This window comes from Dokdonia genika, from assembly GCF_042652845.1.
Lineage (GTDB): Bacteria > Bacteroidota > Bacteroidia > Flavobacteriales > Flavobacteriaceae > Dokdonia > Dokdonia donghaensis.
Genome location: NZ_JBHSHB010000041.1, coordinates 22286 through 42422 on the forward strand (window position 1 = coordinate 22286; position 20137 = coordinate 42422).

14 protein-coding genes are annotated in these 20137 nt (G+C 37.4%); 6 read left to right on the plus strand and 8 right to left on the minus strand.

Annotated elements, in window-relative coordinates:
• Nucleotides 1–49: 49 nt before the first annotated feature.
• On the minus strand, nucleotides 50–742 hold the full coding sequence (locus ACFO5T_RS14215) for a TetR family transcriptional regulator C-terminal domain-containing protein (RefSeq protein ID WP_380035704.1): 693 nt from the start codon (nucleotides 740–742) through the stop codon (nucleotides 50–52).
• 314 nt (nucleotides 743–1056) lie between these two features.
• Between ACFO5T_RS14215 and dnaK the strand changes: the two genes are divergently transcribed.
• The 4 genes from dnaK to ACFO5T_RS14235 all read left to right on the plus strand — a co-directional run bounded on the left by dnaK (nucleotide 1057) and on the right by ACFO5T_RS14235 (nucleotide 10089).
• The gene (dnaK, locus tag ACFO5T_RS14220) at nucleotides 1057–2961 is read left to right on the plus strand and encodes a molecular chaperone DnaK (RefSeq protein ID WP_380035707.1); all 1905 of its coding nucleotides are present in this window, start codon (nucleotides 1057–1059) and stop codon (nucleotides 2959–2961) included.
• 338 nt (nucleotides 2962–3299) lie between these two features.
• Nucleotides 3300–7127: a T9SS type B sorting domain-containing protein gene (locus tag ACFO5T_RS14225; protein ID WP_380035710.1), complete on the plus strand. Its 3828-nt coding sequence runs from the start codon at nucleotides 3300–3302 to the stop codon at nucleotides 7125–7127.
• A gap of 15 nt (nucleotides 7128–7142) precedes the next feature.
• Nucleotides 7143–8063, plus strand: coding sequence for a PorP/SprF family type IX secretion system membrane protein (locus ACFO5T_RS14230; RefSeq protein WP_380035713.1), 921 nt, complete (start codon nucleotides 7143–7145; stop codon nucleotides 8061–8063).
• A gap of 1 nt (nucleotide 8064) precedes the next feature.
• Nucleotides 8065–10089: an OmpA family protein gene (locus ACFO5T_RS14235; protein ID WP_380035716.1), complete on the plus strand. Its 2025-nt coding sequence runs from the start codon at nucleotides 8065–8067 to the stop codon at nucleotides 10087–10089.
• A gap of 86 nt (nucleotides 10090–10175) precedes the next feature.
• On the opposite strand, the gene ACFO5T_RS14240 is transcribed toward ACFO5T_RS14235, so the two are convergent.
• Both ACFO5T_RS14240 and ACFO5T_RS14245 read right to left on the minus strand, forming a co-directional pair.
• Entirely contained in the window at nucleotides 10176–10832 is a 657-nt protein-coding gene (locus tag ACFO5T_RS14240) for an alpha/beta hydrolase (protein ID WP_380035719.1), read from the minus strand.
• A gap of 95 nt (nucleotides 10833–10927) precedes the next feature.
• Nucleotides 10928–11227, minus strand: coding sequence for a hypothetical protein (locus ACFO5T_RS14245; RefSeq protein WP_021778670.1), 300 nt, complete (start codon nucleotides 11225–11227; stop codon nucleotides 10928–10930).
• Nucleotides 11228–11427: 200 nt separating this feature from the next.
• On the opposite strand from ACFO5T_RS14245, the gene ACFO5T_RS14250 reads away from it, so the two are divergent.
• Both ACFO5T_RS14250 and ACFO5T_RS14255 read left to right on the plus strand, forming a co-directional pair.
• Nucleotides 11428–12081 carry an alpha/beta fold hydrolase gene (locus ACFO5T_RS14250; protein ID WP_021778671.1) on the plus strand — a complete coding sequence of 218 codons (654 nt, stop codon included), beginning with the start codon at nucleotides 11428–11430 and terminating at the stop codon, nucleotides 12079–12081.
• A gap of 29 nt (nucleotides 12082–12110) precedes the next feature.
• On the plus strand, nucleotides 12111–13064 hold the full coding sequence (locus ACFO5T_RS14255; RefSeq protein WP_380035724.1) for a lytic transglycosylase domain-containing protein: 954 nt from the start codon (nucleotides 12111–12113) through the stop codon (nucleotides 13062–13064).
• Nucleotides 13065–13152: 88 nt separating this feature from the next.
• Here ACFO5T_RS14255 and ACFO5T_RS14260 read toward each other — a convergent pair whose 3' ends face one another.
• The 5 genes from ACFO5T_RS14260 to ACFO5T_RS14280 all read right to left on the minus strand — a co-directional run bounded on the left by ACFO5T_RS14260 (nucleotide 13153) and on the right by ACFO5T_RS14280 (nucleotide 20007).
• Entirely contained in the window at nucleotides 13153–13848 is a 696-nt protein-coding gene (locus ACFO5T_RS14260) for a TlpA family protein disulfide reductase (protein ID WP_380035727.1), read from the minus strand.
• A gap of 174 nt (nucleotides 13849–14022) precedes the next feature.
• Nucleotides 14023–15858 (minus strand): OstA-like protein, encoded by a 1836-nt coding sequence (locus ACFO5T_RS14265; protein ID WP_380035730.1) that lies wholly within the window; start codon nucleotides 15856–15858, stop codon nucleotides 14023–14025.
• Nucleotides 15859–16029: 171 nt separating this feature from the next.
• On the minus strand, nucleotides 16030–17304 hold the full coding sequence (locus ACFO5T_RS14270) for an adenylosuccinate synthase (protein WP_380035733.1): 1275 nt from the start codon (nucleotides 17302–17304) through the stop codon (nucleotides 16030–16032).
• Between the two features lie 7 nt (nucleotides 17305–17311).
• The gene (locus ACFO5T_RS14275) at nucleotides 17312–17767 is read right to left on the minus strand and encodes a Fur family transcriptional regulator (RefSeq protein WP_021778676.1); all 456 of its coding nucleotides are present in this window, start codon (nucleotides 17765–17767) and stop codon (nucleotides 17312–17314) included.
• Nucleotides 17768–17796: 29 nt separating this feature from the next.
• Nucleotides 17797–20007: a RelA/SpoT family protein gene (locus ACFO5T_RS14280; RefSeq protein WP_380035736.1), complete on the minus strand. Its 2211-nt coding sequence runs from the start codon at nucleotides 20005–20007 to the stop codon at nucleotides 17797–17799.
• Nucleotides 20008–20137: the final 130 nt, after the last annotated feature.

A 20137-nucleotide genomic window follows, 5' to 3' on the forward strand; every position in this document is an offset into this window, starting at 1 on the left:
GCTTATTATCTTGTTGAGTTGAGGTAAAATCTCGTGCGTACTTATAGTACTACTTTGCCATTGTGAAATTTTCTTTGAATAAAAATTTTCCAAAGTCTATGATGCTTTCTAGCGGTGTGGTTTCAAAAATGTCAAAAATTGCATTTACTGATTTTTCAATCGCCACATCTGTTTTTTCGAAGGCTGGAGAGTTATCTTCCATCCAGTATTTAAGTAAGAATAAAAACTGTACCCAAGCTCCTTCTTTAAAAAGACGTACAGGATTTTTTGTAATCTTATAATTCTTATCATCATTACCAGCCTCTATAAGATCTGCTGCAAAAGAGGTAAGATGACCTCTCAATTCTTTAAGTTGACTCATATTCTTGAGCATATTTTTATGCTCGTCTAGCGCTACAAGAACATAACTTCTATTTGCAGTAAGCATCTCAAACATTGTAAAAAAGTATGAGAGCATTTTGTCTTTATTGGTGTACAATTCAAAATCACTGTTTTTGTGAAGCACACCTACGGTATTTGTGTGGAAAGCATTCCAGATACCAGCTTTTAGATTTTGAAAAGAGCCAAAGAATTTATAAAACTCTGCTTCTTCTATATTGTGCTCTTTACAAAACTTGTAAATCGTTTTTGGTTCTTCTCCGTGCTCTAACACGTACTCCATATATGCTGTAATAAGCATTGGTGCGTTTACTGTCTTCTTCTTGGCAGTAGTCTTTTTAGTCGTTTTCTTTACAGTTGCCATAATATTTGTTGTTTTATGTAAAGATACATTATGTTTAACCTTGCAACAATACTATTAAACAAAAGTTACGTTAAAATTATTTCAAATTATATGAAATCCATTTTCACACCTGCTTGTAAGATGTTTGCTTTGTGATGGTTAATAGTTGGTTGATTAGAGTAGTGGGTGGTGATATGTGTTTTTACGCTTTCGCGAAAGCGTAATTAAAACCTTTATTTTTTAATAATGACACCTTGTCATACTTTGACCGATGGCATACTCCTTGTCTATTTGTGAGTGTTGAAAAAATTAAATAACACTTAAATACATATATAATGAGTAAAATAATAGGAATTGACTTGGGTACTACCAACTCGTGCGTTGCTGTAATGGAAGGTAACGAGCCTACGGTTATCCCTAATGCAGAAGGTAAGAGAACTACTCCATCTGTCATTGCCTTTGTAGAAGGTGGTGAGATTAAAGTAGGAGACCCTGCAAAAAGACAAGCTGTAACAAACCCTACAAAGACTATCGCTTCTGTAAAGCGTTTTATGGGTAACAAGTTTTCTGAATCTAGCAAAGAGGCAGAGCGTGCAGCATATAAAGTAGTAAAAGGTGACAATGATACACCACGTGTAGACATAGATGGCCGTTTATATACACCTCAAGAATTATCTGCAATGACTCTTCAAAAAATGAAGAAAACTGCAGAAGATTACTTAGGACAAGATGTAACAAGAGCTGTAATTACGGTTCCAGCATACTTTAACGATTCTCAACGTCAGGCTACAAAAGAAGCTGGAGAGATTGCAGGTCTTAAAGTAGAGCGTATTATTAATGAGCCTACAGCAGCAGCACTTGCTTATGGTCTTGATAAAAAAGATACAGATCAAAAAATCGTTGTTTTTGACTTTGGAGGAGGAACACACGATGTATCTATACTAGAACTAGGAGATGGCGTTTTTGAAGTATTATCTACAGATGGTGATACACACTTAGGTGGTGATGACGTAGATCAAAAAATCATAAACTGGCTAGCAGAAGAGTTTATTGCAGATGAGGATATGGACCTTCGTAAAGACCCAATGGCTTTACAACGTCTTAAAGAAGCTGCAGAAAAGGCTAAGATTGAGCTTTCTTCTTCTACACAGACAGAAATTAACCTTCCTTATGTAACTGCAACGGCTTCTGGGCCTAAGCACTTAGTACGTACTTTAAGCCGTGCAAAATTTGAAGCGTTAATAGACGACCTAGTAAAAAGAACAATAGAGCCTTGTCAGACAGCACTTAAATCTGCTGGATTAAGTACAGGAGATATCGATGAGATTATTCTTGTAGGAGGATCTACTCGTATCCCTGCAGTACAGGCAGCGGTAGAGAAGTTCTTTGGTAAAGCACCGTCAAAAGGAGTAAACCCAGATGAGGTTGTTGCCGTAGGAGCAGCAATACAAGGAGGAGTACTCACTGGAGATGTAAAAGATGTATTACTACTAGACGTAACACCACTATCATTAGGTATTGAGACTATGGGTAATGTATTTACAAAACTTATAGAAGCAAACACTACAATACCTACTAAGAAGTCACAAGTATTCTCTACAGCGGCAGATAATCAGCCTAGTGTAGATATACACGTACTACAAGGTGAGCGCCCTATGGCGGCAGATAACAAAACGATAGGTCGTTTCCAGTTAACTGATATCCCACCAGCACAAAGAGGTGTACCACAAATTGAAGTAACTTTTGATATTGATGCAAATGGTATCATTAAAGTAAGTGCAGTAGATAAAGCAACTGGAAAATCTCAAGATATTCGTATCGAGGCATCTTCTGGACTATCTGAAGAAGAAATTGCAAAGATGAAAGCAGAGGCAGAAGCAAATGCAGAGTCTGATAAAAAAGCAAAAGAAACTGCAGATAAGATAAACGAGGCAGATGGTATGATTTTCCAAACGGAAAAACAACTTACTGAGTTTGGTGATAAGTTATCTGACGATAAGAAGAAGCCTATCGAAGATGCTCTTGCAGAGCTTAAAGCAGCTTACGAGACTAAATCTGTAGACGCGATTGCTCCAGCACTAGATAAAATCAACGAAGCTTGGAAAGTTGCATCTGAAGAGATGTACAAAGCACAAGCAGATGCTGCTGGGCAACCAGGACCAGATGCACAAGCTGGACCAGATGCTGGCGGAGATACTGCTAGTGATGTAGAAGACGTAGACTTCGAAGAAGTCAAGTAGCCTGTACTGAGCGTAGTCGAAGTATAGACTTCGAAGAAGTTAAGTACTATTTACTAAGTGTAGTCGAAGTATAGATTTTTGAAGAAGTGAAATATTTGCTTAACAAAAATCGGTAATTTATTGAGACACTATATATAATGAAATCCCTTTGACGTGAAGTTAAAGGGATTTTTTTGCGCTTTCGCGAAAGCGGTATCATATACTTCGTTACTTAATTTAATGTATAGCTTTTTGTAGTATAAATCACACAATAGTGTAGTACAGCTGTATAAATAAGTACTATAACGAGTTTTTTATAGAGGTCTCACCTATATTTGCGACGCTAAACCAGTCTAATTATGGGGAAATTATACCTGTTTCTTATCTTTTTTGTAACCGTAGCTACAACAACATTTGCACAATGTGGTGACACAGAGACTTTTACTGTTTGTGATATGACTGTTGTAGACGGTGATAGCAACGGTACTCCAGATGGAATCATAAATCTATATGAAGAGTTCTCTACACTGAGCGGTACAACTATCACTGCTGCCGACGGTATGTGGTTTGATCCAAACTTTAACTTTGCCCTAGATGTAGTTACTGGTGACCTTTATTTATGGGATCTTGATAGCTCTTCAGAACTAGATACAGACTATCAATTTGAATTTTTGAGCGGTACATCTGGCTGTCCAGAAGATGTTCAATACTTATTTAATATCGTACTCGGTCCTTATTCTGGAACTGTTGCAAACACGATGGATGGTGCCATAAACTTACAGATATGTCAACCAGCCCCACCAGCAGAGTGTATGCAGTTTACAGAGATTGACTTGTTTCAAACTATGCTTTCTAACCCTAGTCCGCATAGCAATGGGGAGTGGACATATACTGGGTCCAGTGCTAACTTTGTTTCTATAACTGGTAATCGTTTTCTTAATGTAAATATTCCATATCAAGAGGGTCCGCCGCTTGTAGATGAAGAGACATTTGAGCTAGTTTATACAGTGCCAGGTATAACACCTTGTGATGCAGAGCAATCTACAACCGTTACAGTATCTGTGGTTAGGGAGCCTTTTGCTGGATTTGCAAATCAATTTAATATCTGTGATACAGAACTTATAGCTGGTAATTATGATGGAGATATTGATTTACTAGAAGATGAGTTTCTAGTAAACGAAAACATAGAAGGAATATGGCTAGATGCAACAGACCCTACAGGTCAAATCTCAGGTCCAGGAGATTCTGTAATTAATCTTGCTCAGGTGTATGCAGATCTTGTAATGAGTAACCCTAGGTTTGGATCACAAACTTACGAGTACCAATATTTTGTAGAAAGTAGGTCTACTGTTTGTAATGATGCCACAAGTACCATAGGTCTTACATTTTATGAATCTGTAAGGCCTTTTAGTCAAAACGAAAATGAAGCAGCATTTTGTACTACAGATGAAACTTTAGGAAGTGTTAATCTATATGATTATGTAGAATTTACTACAGAAAATGGAGTGCTGTATGATTATCCTAATAATGATTACACTAACTGGACATTGATTTCTGGACCTTCAGATTTAGGATTAGTTTCTAACACAGGTGATATCGCTACAACGACAGAAGATCCAGGTTATACAAGTCAAGGTACTATAGATTTATCAAATCTGGATCCTCTCACAGCTGCTGGAACATATGTTTTTGAGTTTACTGTAGATGAGGCGTATAATGCTGAGGCAATAGAAGAAGAAATTTTTGAAATTCCTGACGGTTGTTCTTCAGAAGTAAATGAGGATCATCCCTGTGATACTCAAACTACTCAAATTACCATAATCATTACAAATCCGAACTACGCAGGAGAAGACACTGCAGATCTTGAATTTTGTGAGAATGAAGAAACACTCACACTTACAGATTTGCTAGAGACAGATGGTGTACAAACAGTATATGTAGGGCCAGATGGTGTATGGACAGACACAGCAACATCTACTGTGGTAGATAATAACTTTTTTATTCCAGAAATTACTGGAGGTTCACAAACCTTTGATTTTGTATACAACACAACAACTAGCGCTAGTGACTGTGCAGATAGCGCTACATTGAGCTTTACTATTTATGAGCAATATGATGCTGGGGAAGATACTCTGGTAGATATTTGTGCAAATAGTGAAGAGGTAGATCTTTTTACACTACTAGAAGGTAGTCCAGATACTAATGGAACTTGGACGGGTCCAGAAGGATACACTACTACAGATAATGTTGCAAATTATGATCCAGCGACTAATGCCGCAGGAGATTATGTATACACCGTGCCTAGCAATGAAAGTTGTGATGAAGATATGGCAACATTAAGTATCACGCTACTTGAGTTTCTGTATGCAGGAGAAGATACCGCAGGCGTAGAGTTATGTGATGTAGATGCAGAGTCTCCTATTGATCTTATCAATTTATTAGATACAAATGGTACAGATACTATTTATGAAGGAACACAAGGAGTGTGGACAGATACGGTAAGTGGCGATGAAGTTGCAAACCCATTTTTATATGCAGATATAGATGGGCAAGCGACCTTTAATTTTACTTATACGACAACATCAGATGAAGGTTGTATAGATAGTGCGACACTAGAGTTTACATTATTTGAAAGTGTGAGTCCAGGGGTAGACGCAATTTATGAGACCTGTGCTGTAGATGATGTTGTAAACTTATTTGACTTTTTAGAAGGTACTCCTGCTACAACGGGAACTTGGACAGGTCCTGAGGGATATATAACTACAGATAATGAAGCAATTTTTGATCCTACAATAAATGCCGAAGGTAACTATGTATATACGGCACCAGCAAACGGTGTTTGTGAAGCGTTAAGTGCAACAATTACAGTTTCCTTTTTTGAAAATAATTATCCTGGAGAAGATACTGCTGGTGTTACTATTTGTGACGAGGCTGGATTTGTGAGTCTTATCTCTTTGCTAGAAACAAACGGTGTTGAAGTTATTTATTCTGGACCTCTAGGTGAGTTTACAGATGCGGTAACGGGTGAAGTGGTAGATAATTTCTTTTTCTTTCCGGAGATAGATGGCGAGCAGGATTTTAGTTTTATTTATGCGACCACTACAGAAAATGGTTGTGATGCCCAAGCTACATTAGACTTTACTGTCTTTGAGCAAGGAGATCCGGGTATTACCTCAAGTATTGTACTGTGTCAAGATGATGCGCCACTTGATTTATTTTTATCGCTTTCTGGTACTCCTGATACAACAGGAACTTGGACAGGTCCTGGTGGTTATGTTTCTTCTTCAAGCGAAGCGCTATTAGACCCTATGACCGCGCTAGACGGAGATTATATTTATACCATTGCTGCTACAGATGTGTGTCCAGAGGCCTTTGCTTGGGTAAATGTCACTGTAAATGGAATCGCAAATGCAGGAGAAGATCTAGACACCTTTGTTTGTCCTGGTGATTATACACTCTCGCTTTTTGACTTTTTGAGCGAAGGGGCAGATGTAACGGGACAGTTTATCGATCTTGATACATCGCTCACCATAGATAATGGGTTACTGTCTATAGGCGATTTTGAACCTGAGACGTTTTCATATATGTACCTAGTAGAAAATGACAACTGTGGTGATGATGATGCGACTATCACTTTTACTATAACAGCGATAGAAGCGCCTTCGGTAGCAGATCCAGAGACGTTTTGTGTTAATGATGATCAGACTTTGGGAGATATTTTAGTTACTGGAGCGGCGGTTTATAATTGGTACGCTTTCGCGGAAGCGGGCTCTCCCTTACCATTATCCACATTGCTAGAAAATAATGTCACGTATTATGTGGCTGCCATAGATGAAAATGGTTGTGAGTCTGAAAGAGTTTCATACCTAGCCGATATCTTGCCACTTACTGATGGTAGCTGCCAGCAAGAGATATCTGACGGGGTGTCTGACAATGGTGATGGTCAAAACGATTTTCTAGACTTAGGAACCTACCCAGATTTATATCCAAATTTTGATATTCAAATCTTTAATAGATACGGAACCATCGTGTATAGAGGAAATAAAAATACTCCAGCCTTTGACGGAAGTGCAAACACCGGATCAGCACTAGGAGATCAATTACCTACGGGTGTGTATTTCTATATCCTTTATCCAAACGACTCGGAGACAGAACCTATAGACGGTAACTTTTACTTAAGTAGATAAAATAAAAAGCATATTATGAAATTTAGATTATTCATACTAGCGGCATTTTGTAGTTTATCTACGCTCGCACAACAAGAACCGCAGTACACACAGTATATGTACAATCAGGGTGTGGTAAACCCTGCATATATGATTAATGAGCCAGGACTCATACGTATAGGGAGTCTATACAGATCGCAATGGGTAGGTCTTGAAGGAGCTCCTACCACAGCAAACGTTTTTGCAAACATCCCACTCAACGAGCGAGTAGAGATAGGTGTTAATTATGTAAATGACCAAATAGGAGATGTACTTACTACAAATAATTTTAATGTAAACTTTGCTTACAGAATTAATGTAGCAGAAAGTACTAATCTATCATTTGGGTTAAAACTAGGAGTAGATAACCAGAGTCTTGATTTTACGGGGCAAAATATTACTGGTGACCAAGCCTTTCAAAATGGCCAGACAACATCTCTTAATGTAGGTGCTGGGGTATTTCTATTTAAAGAAAATTATTATGTAGGCTTAAGTTCTCCTAGTGTAATTCCTTATAAGATAGAAAATAGATTTGAAGATGGAGGAAGCTCTGTACTTTATAAAAAGGATCCTACTGCTTACTTAATGGCTGGATATGTTTATGAGGTGACAGATATGCTCAAGATCAAGCCTTCTGGTGTAGCAAAGTGGGTGAGTGGTGCACCACTTACTTTTGATCTCTCTGTAAACACACTTTATGATGATAAATTTGAGCTAGGTGTCTCATATAGACATCAAGATGCTATCGCAGCTCTTGCCGGCTTTAATATCACAAACAGTCTCAAATTAGGTTATAGCTACGATTTTAATGTAAGTGATCTTAACAGCTTTAATAATGGGAGTCACGAGATTGTATTGTTATACACTTTTGACATATTAGGCTTACAGAAAAGATACATCTCACCTAGATTTTATTAAGATGAAAAATATATACCTACTACTTGCAATACTGTGCCTGAGTACAACAGTCATTGCACAATCTAAAAAAGGAGATCGGTTCTTTAAGAGAGGAGATTATATAGGAGCTGCACATTATTATGAGCAAGCACTTAAGGATAATAACTCTAAAGAAAATTTAAGTAAAGTAATAGATGCCTACTACTTAGGTCAAGATTATAAAAGCGCAGCCTTATATCTTAATCAACTTGTAAATGAGCGTTTTAATGATCAAGATAGAACGTTTGATAATGAATTTAATTTTAAAATGTACCACGCACTAACGGTCACCGGTGAGGGCGTAGAAGCATTAAACTACCTTGAAGCTTATTATAAAAACAAAGGAGAAGATTTTGATAAAACTAAAGCGCTAGAAACGCTCAAAGCCTTATCTGGCAGTAATCCTAAATTTGATGCGACAAAGAGTAACATAAGCTCTGAGGCAGATGATTTTGGACCTGTGCGTGTAGGTGATAGTGTGTTTTTTACCTCAGACCGTCTCAATGATGAGGTTTTTAGAACTTTATTTGCAAAACGTTTTAAGTCTACGCAAAGACCTTTTCTCGATATTTATGGAGTCCGAGTAAATGATAAAAATGAACTAGCTGGTGAAGCCGTTCGTTTAGGTCAAGGTGTAAATTCTTCATTGCACGATGGTAACATAAGCTTTAACGCTGCAGGTGATGAGATGTACATCTCGCGTAGCGCCTATGAAAAAAGTGATTCAAAAAGAATTTTTGATGAAGAAGGGACGAATCGTGTTCACCTATATAAAAGTGTGCGCATAGACGAGGTTTGGAGAGAGGCAGAGCGATTACCTTTTGTAAAGGAGGAATTTTCATATATGCACCCTACACTTACTAAAGATGGTAAGCGACTTTACTTTGCCTCAGATATGGATGGCGGTCTAGGTGGTTATGATATTTATTATGTCACGGTACATCTTGATGGCTCTTATGGTACACCCGTAAATTTAGGACCTACCATAAATACAGTTCACAGAGAGCAATTTCCTTATGTGTCAGACAGTGGAGATTTATACTTTGCTACAGACGGAAGATTAGGACTAGGATTGTTAGACATCTTTGTAGCCCCACTTACCGTAAAAGGATTTACAGAACCTATTAATCTAGGCGCACCTGTAAACTCGCCTTATGATGACTTTAGTCTCACATACTACTCTCAAAATGAAGGTCTTTTTGCAACAAGCAGAAGCGGAAAAGATGATGATATTTATAGTTTTGTCCAGACAGGTGAGCTTATTACTAGAAAGTTTAACACACGATTTGAAATAAGAGATGCTGTAACAAATGAGTTAATAAGTGATGCAACTATTAAGATTATAGGATATCAAGGAAAAGAAATTTACAAGAAGACACAAGCCGTTGCGGGCACTTTTACCGTGCCACTTACTGTAGATGATTATACATTTATAGGCTCTGGAGATAACCACGATCAAGGTAGCTTAGACTTCCAGATAAGAGGTGTGCAAAAGGCTCCCTATGTGATTAAAGTAAATCGCATATTTACCGAGTCAGAACTCACGATGATGAAACAAAAGAATCTTGCAAAAGATCTTAAAGATAAAGACCCTAGCCGTTTTGAGTTGCTCACAGACACACAGTCGCCACAAGTGGTAGAAAAAGAAGGTAAGCTATTTATAGATGTAGCTCCTATTTACTTTGATTTTGATTTATACAGTATAAGAGAGGATTCTCAAGTTGTACTCGATGAGCTTGCTGCAAAGCTTATAAAGTATAAACGTATCAAAATGAAAATACAATCTCATACAGATAGTCGTGGGCCAGAGGCATATAATGTTCCGTTATCACAAAACAGAGCAAAAGCAACCTTTGATTATCTTGTAGAAAAAGGAATAGACCCTAATCGCATACAGTATCAAGGTTATGGTAATAGCCAGCCAGTAGTAGATTGTCCAGCTGGACAATGTACAGAGGAGGAGCACCAGCTCAACAGGCGTAGTGAGTTTGAGATAACAGGGTATTAGAGATATAATCATTCATAAAAAAAGCAACAGTTTATGTTGCTTTTTTTTGGTTTACGCTTTCGCGAAAGCGTACTCATAACCAATACTTACATAAGTTTAGTACTTATCTCATTTATAAACGGGACGTGCACCTCGTGCTTTCCTTTAAACACCTGCACATTTAACCTTTCTCCAAAAAGTGCCGAGCCTTTAAGTTGTTGCTCTGTCTTACGGGCTTCTGTGATGTACTCATCCTCATCTCCATAGAGATAAGTTACCGTAGTGCTTTGTGGTAAATAATTAAAGTCTGTTGCTTCGAGTTCTTGAGGTATCGCACCAGAGTGTAGCAGTAGATAATCACAAGATAGCGCTCTGTGTGCCATCCAGCGGGTGAGTATAGAGACTCCTTGCGAGTAACCCATAAAGATAAAGCGTACTTCTTGATTTCCTATTTTCTCAAGTTCTTTGCTCCACATTGCATCTAGATAGGCAAAGAGATTTTCTTTCTCGGTCTCTATATTTTCTCTAGTAAGCCAGCTTGCACCTATGTATTTAAAACGTTTATCTTGATAGTACTTACTAGGCGCCTGTGGTGCTATGATATAATTCTCAGTAGTATCTAGAGCCTTAAAGTACTTGATAAAATATTTTGATAAATACCCCATACCGTGTAGTGCTACCCATACATTTTTAGTCTGTGAGGTTACATCATTAAGTGTAGTATACGTATTAGTATGTGTGTAGGTTGTACTATTTTCTTCCATAGATGATAAAAGTAGAAAAGCTTGTAGAATCTTGTTAGTAATAAGGCATAAAAAAACCACTCGATAGAGTGGTTTTAGGTTGCTTTGAGAGCAACTTATATATTAATACCTACTGGTAGTAGCTTTTTGTACTTACGACGGTTAGAGCGCATAAATTTTGCAATTTCTGGACTTGTAGGGACGAGGTTAATCTCTCTATCTGCTACTTCCTTAAAAACGGCTATTATAAACTCGTTCATATGGTCTTCTGTGCCTTCTGGCATAAATATTTTAGTGAGGAAGATCTTACGCTCTTGTAAGGAATATTCCATTTTTGCAAGCTTTCCGTCAAAGGTAGTTTCGAATTGTCTTAGAAACTCATTGTCTGTCAATTCAATTGCTGTTGTAGCCTCCATAAATTTTGAAAAATATTTAGTATTTGTAATATAATTAACACGTAATAAGAAATCAGTCTTTAGTTTTATGCGCTGTAAACGCTGGTATTTGAGAATATTTTTAAAACATATGAATTTCTTAATAAGAAAGTGTTGCAAATTTACAAAAAATTCCCGAAATAGGCCACTACTTCTATGTTAAACCCTTATTCCTAAGTAAGATGATACACGTGTATTTGATGCCTGGTATGGCTGCAAATCCTTCTATATTTGAAAATATAAGCTTACCGAGTGCTTCTTATACTACGCATTTACTAGAATGGCAGCTGCCAGAACCTGGGGAGTCACTATCACAGTATGCCCTACGTATGACACAGTTTATAAAGCACGATGATATTGTATTGCTAGGCGTGAGTTTTGGTGGAGTGCTCGTACAAGAGATGGCAAAGCATATCAAGGTGCGCAAGCTTATACTGGTAAGCACTGTAAAAAGCAAGTATGAATTACCGAGGCGAATGAAGCTTTCGCGAAAGCTAAAACTCTACAAAGCACTTCCAGCTAGTCTTATAGAAGATGTTGATAAACTTGCAAAATATGCCTTTGGAGAAACCATAAAAAACCGCGTAGATTTGTACCAGAAATATCTATCTATGAATGATAGAAGATATATGAAGTGGGCAGTAAAAGAAATGGTGTGCTGGGATCAAGAAACCCCTACAGAAAATGCGATACATATACACGGAACGGCAGATAAGGTGTTTCCAGTCAAGTATATAGATAATTGTATAGAGGTTCAAGATGGAACACATATAATGGTGATAACTCGTGCAAAATGGTTTAATGAACATTTGCCGAAACTCATTGAAAATGAGTAAATTGATTTAAAATAGAAAAGACTATGATAATGATGAAGAAAATTTTTGCAGGTGTGGCGATAGTCGCAGTTGCCGGTCTTGTTATAAACTCTGCAAAAGCTCCACAAGAGCAAGAGGAAGAACAAGTACCCGTAAAAGATGAAAAAGTACGAAGCGAAAAACTAGTAAACGATTATAATGTATATGCCATCCCTATGCCAGATGGACTCAACTTTGCTGGTGAGGAAGTGCCTGTACAAAATCCAGACATTAAGGAACGTATGGATCGCGAACTTCTGGTAAATACATACTGGCAGTCTAATGCGTTATTGCTTTTTAAAAGAGCGCATAAATACTTTCCTATCATAGAGCCCATACTTGCCGAAGAGGGCGTGCCAGATGATCTGAAATATCTTGCAGTTATTGAGAGTGGTCTTACACAGGCGGTATCACCTGCAAGAGCTACAGGTTTCTGGCAAATTATGAAAGAAACGGGTAAAGAGTACGGTCTAGAAGTAAACAGCAATGTTGATGAGCGTTACCACATAGAGAAGTCTACAAGGGCTGCTTGCCAGTACTTAAAGAAGTCTAAAGAGCGTTTTGGAAACTGGACGGCTGCTGCTGCAGCATATAATGCAGGTAACTACGGTGTGTCACGTCGCTTTGAGGAGCAAAATGTAAATGATTATTATGACCTACTTCTAGGTGAAGAGACAGGGAGATATGTCTTTAGAATTATCGCGCTTAAGGAGATTCTTAATAACCCAAAAAAGTATGGATTTAATTATAGAACAGAAGACTTGTATACCGCTGTACCTACATACAAAGTAGAAGTTGATACAGCAGTTACAAATTTTGTAAAATTTGCTGAGCGTTTTGGGATTAATTATAAGATTTTAAAAATACATAATCCTTGGTTGAGAGAGCCTAAGCTCAATAACAGCTCAAGAAAGAAATATTATATCGAGATACCTAAAGAAGGAGCATACTCTTTAGGGAGATAACAATGTAACAACACATTGTTGTAAATGAAAAGCCTGACAGAAATATTACTGTCAGGCTTTTTCTATTATTCAAGATATAATGAAGGTATTATTTGTTTATCACGATGGGAGCCTCGCTCAATGTTTCTTGTTTAAAAAGAAGCTCCTTGAGTAAGTTTTTATAAAGATCATAATTCTCAAATGCGGCATCTTTTTCATCTTTTGCCATTTTATTTGAGAGTCTTCTTTTTATATTAATAATTGTCTTGTCTGATGTGATGGTATAAGCAAGAGGTAGACCTAAGGAGTGCTTAAGATTTTTAATAATCTGTGTGTACTTGTTATCTGAGTCATCTACATAAAGCACGTCAATATTACGATGATATCCTTTTGCTAGTTTTTTTACCTCCTTATTGGTTCCCCAGTGCAGTAATATAATAGATACGTCATCTCCATACTGGGCTGCTAGTTCATTAAGAGCTGCTTGTTCTCCTTTACAGTTTATACGCCAGCTAGAGTAGGTGAGTAGCATTACTGGTTTTGTATACTCATTAAGTGCTACCGCTTTTTTAGAAAGTTTAGTCACCTTAAAATTGTCCATTAGAGACCCTGTGATTTTATCTTCAACAAGATTATCAAAAAGTACTTTGACTTTATCTTGTTCTAAATTTCTAATCGCGTCTTCGGCTTGTAAAAGATAGGCAGGTAGGTGCGCGTCTAACACATCAGAAAAAAACAGTTGAGAGTTTTGAGCCGATAGTGTAATGTGCGCAGTAAGAAGGAGTGTAAGTAATAATCTTCCCATAATCATACCTTTATACTAACAAGGTATGCGAGTAAGATCTAAAAAAGAAATTTTTTCGTCCAAGCACCTTAAAATTAGGTCAAAATGCTTGTTTTTGACATTTTATTATCCTTATTTATAACAAATATCTTGTAAAATCTATTTTTATTAAGAATATGATATTTATAAGTATCCTTAGTTATTTCCACTTTTTTTAATAACTGGGATCACTTTTGGTTTAGTGGAGATTGATGTAGGTGCAGTAGCTCTCTGTTGAGCGGCTTTTTCATTACGTTCAATTAATGACTCTCTTTGTTTTGTGCTTTCATCATCAGAAGATTCAGTACCGTATTGTGGTTTATTTTCTTCTCTATTTTGTAACGTGCCCTCACTAATATCTGAGTTTTCTGAAAGTGGAGGTTTCTCACCATCATCTGGTGTGCTGAAGAAACCTTCATCTATTTCTGGAAGAGGTATTCCCTGTATTTTTGTAAGTGTAAAAGGTGCCTCACCTTTAAAAATATCTTCTTTGCTTAGTAGTCGCTCATCGCCACGCCAGTTAAACCCTTCAAAGGTTTGTGGCTCCTCTAGAAATTGAGACTCAGGAAAAATATTCCCGCCAGGACTCTTTATTTTATTAATCTCATCTATGGTGTTCTCAAAAAAAGTGATTTCTATCCTTGCAGATTTACCCCTATCTATCCCTGTGAGATCTCCATTATCTTCACGCATATACATTATGGTCTCAGCATTGTTTATAATATCTACCTGCTTAAGTGCATTGTCATCATCAAAAAAGCCATAAAGTTTCTGGCCCTTAATCTGATTGAAACCAGAGATAGTATCCTTTTGAGCAATAAAAGCGTTATTAAAAACTTTAAGAGAATCTATTTTTTCTGTCTCTGTATTGCTTATAAGGTGTATACTATCACCCGTGATCTGGCTTTCTTCACTCCATAAAATGGGCTTGTATATCATCTGTGTAAGACCTGTGCGCTGGTTGCTGTGTAGCGAGTCACTCTTACCACTCATATTACTCTTGTAGAGCTTTACATTTTTATAAGCACGCATTATACGATTCTCTGGCTTACCAGTAAGCATTAATTTATCTCCGTGTACATATACAGAGTCATTATCTTCTACAGTAATAGCAACTGCTCTTTGCGTTATAAGTACGGAGTCTTTTGCTCTATAAACCTCTGCATAATGTCCTTTTACTAGACTTCTATTAAGGGTGTCAAGTACTTTTATATTATTAGTAGCGCTTGCAAAATTGCGATTTCTATCAAAATAAAGGCTATCCCCATATACTTGCCTGTTATCATAATCTATACGAGAGTTTTTTACAAAATAGCCATAATCATTTGCGGTGTCATAAAACCCACGTTCACAATACACCTTAGAAGTCTTACTTGTAATCGTTGTTGGGCCGTATAGATATGCGTGCTCTGGCACACTATAAAAATCTAGTTGCTCACTGTTTATAGTATACTCAGGGTTTTTTACCACCACATCACTTATAAATGATATTTTATCTTGCTCTATATAATAACGCCCCACACGGCTTGTAATCTTACTATTAGGGGAGGTTACAACACCACCAGTTCTGTAATAAGCTTGCTGTGTAGTACGATTAAAGTACATTGTATCTGTAGTGACGGTGGTCGTATCCTTTTTTAGAAATACGTCACCAGCGGCATAGGCAAACTTTGTTTTACCATTATACTCGATGTATTTACTGCGCATAGAGACAGAGTCGCCTTGTTTGAGTCTTACATTTCGGTAAGCTTTTACAAAATTTTCTTCTTTGTAAAAAAAGGCAAGATCACACCACATCTCTGCACCTTCGTGCTCTATGTAAACTTGCTCATTATTGTTTTTCTGTAAAAGGATTGCTCCGGGAAACTCCTCTTCATTTATACGCTCTATAGGAGATTCTATATAGATGAGCTTTGAGGGTTGTTCTTGCGCTTTCGCGAAAGCGGAAAAAAATATAATCCCAGCTAGTAAGATGTAGTATTTGTAGTTCATTAATTCCAAAAATAATCAAATTGCTACCCTTAACCGTTAGCGCTTTATCAAAAAATAGATTGTAAAGATTAAAACGTTGCTATAAGTCAAAGCGTATGTAGTAATGTGTTTATATATAAAAAGAGCCTTCAGATATAATTCTGAAGGCTCTTTACATATTGTAGATACTTACTATCTAAGGATAGTTTGTGTTCTATCTGGTCCTACAGATACTATCTTGATAGGAGTCTCTAGCTCTTTTTCTAGATAGTCTATATAGTCATTAAGCTCTTTAGGTAGTTGGTCTGCCTTAGTCATACCTGTAAGGTCTTCAGACCATCCTGGCATATCTTTATATACAACTTCTACGTTTTCTGGCTCTATGTTATATGGAAGGTGCTCAATAGTCTCTCCTTTATATTTATAAGCCGTACATACTTTTAAGGTTTTAAAACCAGAAAGCACATCACCTTTCATCATCATAAGTTGTGTTACACCATTAACGCGCACAGCATATTTAAGTGCTACTAGATCGAGCCATCCACAACGACGCGCTCTACCCGTAGTTGCTCCAAACTCGTTACCTACACGTCCCATAGTCTCACCATCCTCATCAAAAAGTTCTGTAGGAAATGGTCCAGAGCCTACACGAGTAGTATATGCTTTAAATATCCCGAATACTTCACCTATTTGATTAGGAGGAACTCCAAGACCGGTACAAGCACCAGCCGCAGTCGTGTTTGAAGAAGTTACAAAAGGATATGTACCAAAATCAATATCTAGAAGTGATCCTTGTGCTCCCTCTGCAAGTATAGATTTACCGCCTTTTTGAGCTTGGTATAGGTACTCTTCTGAGTCTATAAATTGTAAGGTCTTAAGCGTCTTTATTGCTGCAAAAAATTCTGATTCTAGTTCTTCTAGGTCGTACTCAATTTTTGCATCATAAAAGTCTATCATAGAGATATGCTTATCTCTAAGAGTTGCATAACGATTTTTCCAGTCTGCAAGTTCTAAATCACCTACACGTATACCGTTACGACCTGTTTTATCCATATAAGTAGGTCCTATTCCTTTAAGAGTAGATCCTATTTTTGCTTTTCCTTTTGAGGCTTCAGAAGCAGCATCAAGTAAGCGGTGGGTAGGAAGTATAAGGTGAGCTTTACGCGAGATTACCATTTTTGCTTTATAATCAAGACCTTCAAACTTGTCTAAGTTTTGTAGCTCTTTCTTAAAAATAACTGGATCTATCACCACGCCATTACCTATGACATTCATAGCATTGTCGTGAAAAATTCCAGAAGGAATCGTATGTAGTACGTGTTTTATACCATCAAACTCAAGTGTGTGACCAGCGTTAGGTCCTCCTTGAAAACGTGCAATGATATCGTAGTCTTTTGTAAGGACATCTACAATTTTTCCTTTTCCTTCGTCGCCCCATTGGAGGCCTAGTAGTAAATCTACTGCCATTGTTATATTAGTTAGTCGTGTTTTTCTTTCCGTAAAAGTATAGAGAGTGCTTGTCTATAGTAATATCAAAAACCTCTTCTATGGTTTTTTTTATAGACTGTATGCGAGGGTCACAAAATTCTATAACCTCTCCAGTATCTGTAAGAATTACGTGATCGTGCTGCTTGTCAAAATATGATTTCTCATACTGCGCTTGGTTGTTACCAAACTGGTGCTTGCGCACGAGTCCACATTCTAATAAAAGTTCTATAGTGTTATATAGTGTTGCACGGCTCACACGATAGTTCTTATTTTTCATACTAATGTAAAGCGCTTCTATATCAAAGTGCTCTTCATTGCTGTATATTTCGTGTAGTATGGCAAAACGCTCTGGCGTCTTGCGGTGGCCTTTTTCTTCTAGATAGGCTGTAAAAACGCCTTTTACAACGTCTTGATCCTTATTGATAGTAGCTTTTAGTGGCATCGTTTATAATAAAGGACGAATTTACGGATTTAAACTCTAGTCACTTGATCGATACCATCTATTTTTTTGAGATTTTCTATTAAGGTTTTCAACAATGCATTGTTTCTTACAACAACGGTTATTTTACCCTTAAAAATACCTCCTTGTGTGGTAAAGCTCAGGCCTTTTATATCTACATTAAGATGGTTTGATATCTCTGCTGTAACTGTATTTACTAGACCAAGATTATCTATCCCTGTAAGTACGATATCTGTTTGATAACCCGTGTCTGATGAGTCTACCCACTTTGCTTTTATAATTCTATAGGCGTAGTTGCTACGCATAGCAATTGCATTAGGGCAGTTATTTTTATGAACCTTTATGCCATCTTTTATAGTGGTAAACCCAAAAACCGGATCACCCGGTATAGGGCTACAGCACTTTGCAAAGGTGTAATCTAGTTTTTGATCTTCCGGTCCAAAAACAAGGGAGTCAAAATTATTTGTAATCTCATCTTTGTGAATATCTGGCGGAGTGTTAGGTTTTCTGATCTTACTTTTAATAAAACTCATTAAGGCATTGCTGCGTTGTGCGGCAAATTCCTTTATCATTTTATTATCAATTGTTCCATTACCCACACGGTAAAAGAGGTCTAAGCTTGTGTTGAGTTTAAAATAGGATACAAGCTCGTTTATCGTTTTTTCATTAAGAGGTATTTTCTGCGACTTCAGTTTTCTGGCGAGTATTGCCTTACCATCATCTGCTAGCTCTTTTTTCTCGTCTTTGAGTGAAGATTTTATTTTGGCTCTTGCACGTGCTGTAGTCGCATAGTCTAACCAGTTATTTGTAGGGTGTGCAGACTCAGACGTGATAATCTCAACTTGATCACCACTTTTGAGAGTGTGGCTAAGAGGTACAAGTTTGCCATTTACTCTAGAGCCACGCGTGTGCAAACCAACCTCCGTATGCACGCTAAATGCAAAATCAAGCGGTGTTGCACCCTTAGGTAGCGATTTAAGCTCTCCCTGAGGTGTAAAGACAAATATCTCTTTATTATATAAGTTGAGCTTAAAGTTTTCTACAAAGTCTACCGCATTCTGGTCTGGATTTTCTAGTGCTTCTTGTAGCCTGTTTATCCACTCATCAAGGCTAGATTCTCCTTCTTTACCTTCCTTGTATTTATAGTGAGCTGCATATCCTTTTTCGGCAATTTCATTCATACGGTCAGAGCGTATCTGTACTTCAACCCATCTGCCTTTAAGCCCCATTACTGTAATGTGTAAGGCCTCATATCCAGTAGATTTTGGTGAAGAAATCCAGTCGCGTAGTCTCGTAGGGTTAGGTCTAAAGTGATCTGTTACGATAGAATAAATTTTCCAGGCGAGGAATTTTTCATTTGCCTTATCACTTTTATAGATGATACGTATGGCAAACTTGTCATACACCTCGTCAAAGGTGACACCCTGAGCAAGAATTTTGCGTCGTATGCTGTATATAGATTTTGGTCTACCTTTTATCTCATAAGTAAGTCCTTCTTCATCTAGTGAGTCTTCTATTACCTTCTTAAAGTCCTTTATGTATTGATCTTGCTGGGCTTTACTTTCTGTAATCTTACTAGAGATATCTTTATATACATCTGGCTCTGTATATTTAAGGCTAAGGTCTTCTAGTTCAGTCTTAATATTATACAAGCCCATTCTGTGAGCAAGTGGAGCATAGATATAAAGTGTCTCGCTAGCAATTTTAGACTGCTTATCTGCACGCATAGCATCCATAGTTTGCATATTGTGCAATCTATCTGCTATCTTAATGATGATCACACGTGGGTCATCATTAATAGTGAGGAGCATTTTTCTAAAGTTTTCTGCTTGTAGTGATACGTCTCTGTCCTTTTTTAGACTTGATATTTTTGTAAGGCCATCTACTATACGGGCAACCGTCTCGCCAAACATTTGTTCAAGATCTGCAAGGGTATACTCTGTGTCTTCTACCACATCGTGTAGTAATGCACTCGCTATAGAGGTAGCATCAAGTCCTATCTCACTTGCAACTATTTGAGCCACAGCAAGAGGGTGGAAGATGTAAGCCTCCCCAGACTTGCGACGTTGCGATTTATGCGCATCTACCGCAACCTCAAACGCTTTTCTTATCATCTTCTTGTCCTCATCGGTCAAGGTTTGATAACTTATGCGCAAGAGCTTTTTGTACTGTCTTGTCAGCTCTTTATTCTCTGCTTCTATAAATTCTGCGGTTAACTCCATATGATATATTAAATGTACCAAATTCTACTTTATGAACAACATATTTTTAATACATCTTAAGCTGTTTTAATAAATGTCTATAAATAGAGAATTCTATTAAAGTTTCTTTTTTACGCTTTCGCGAAAGCGT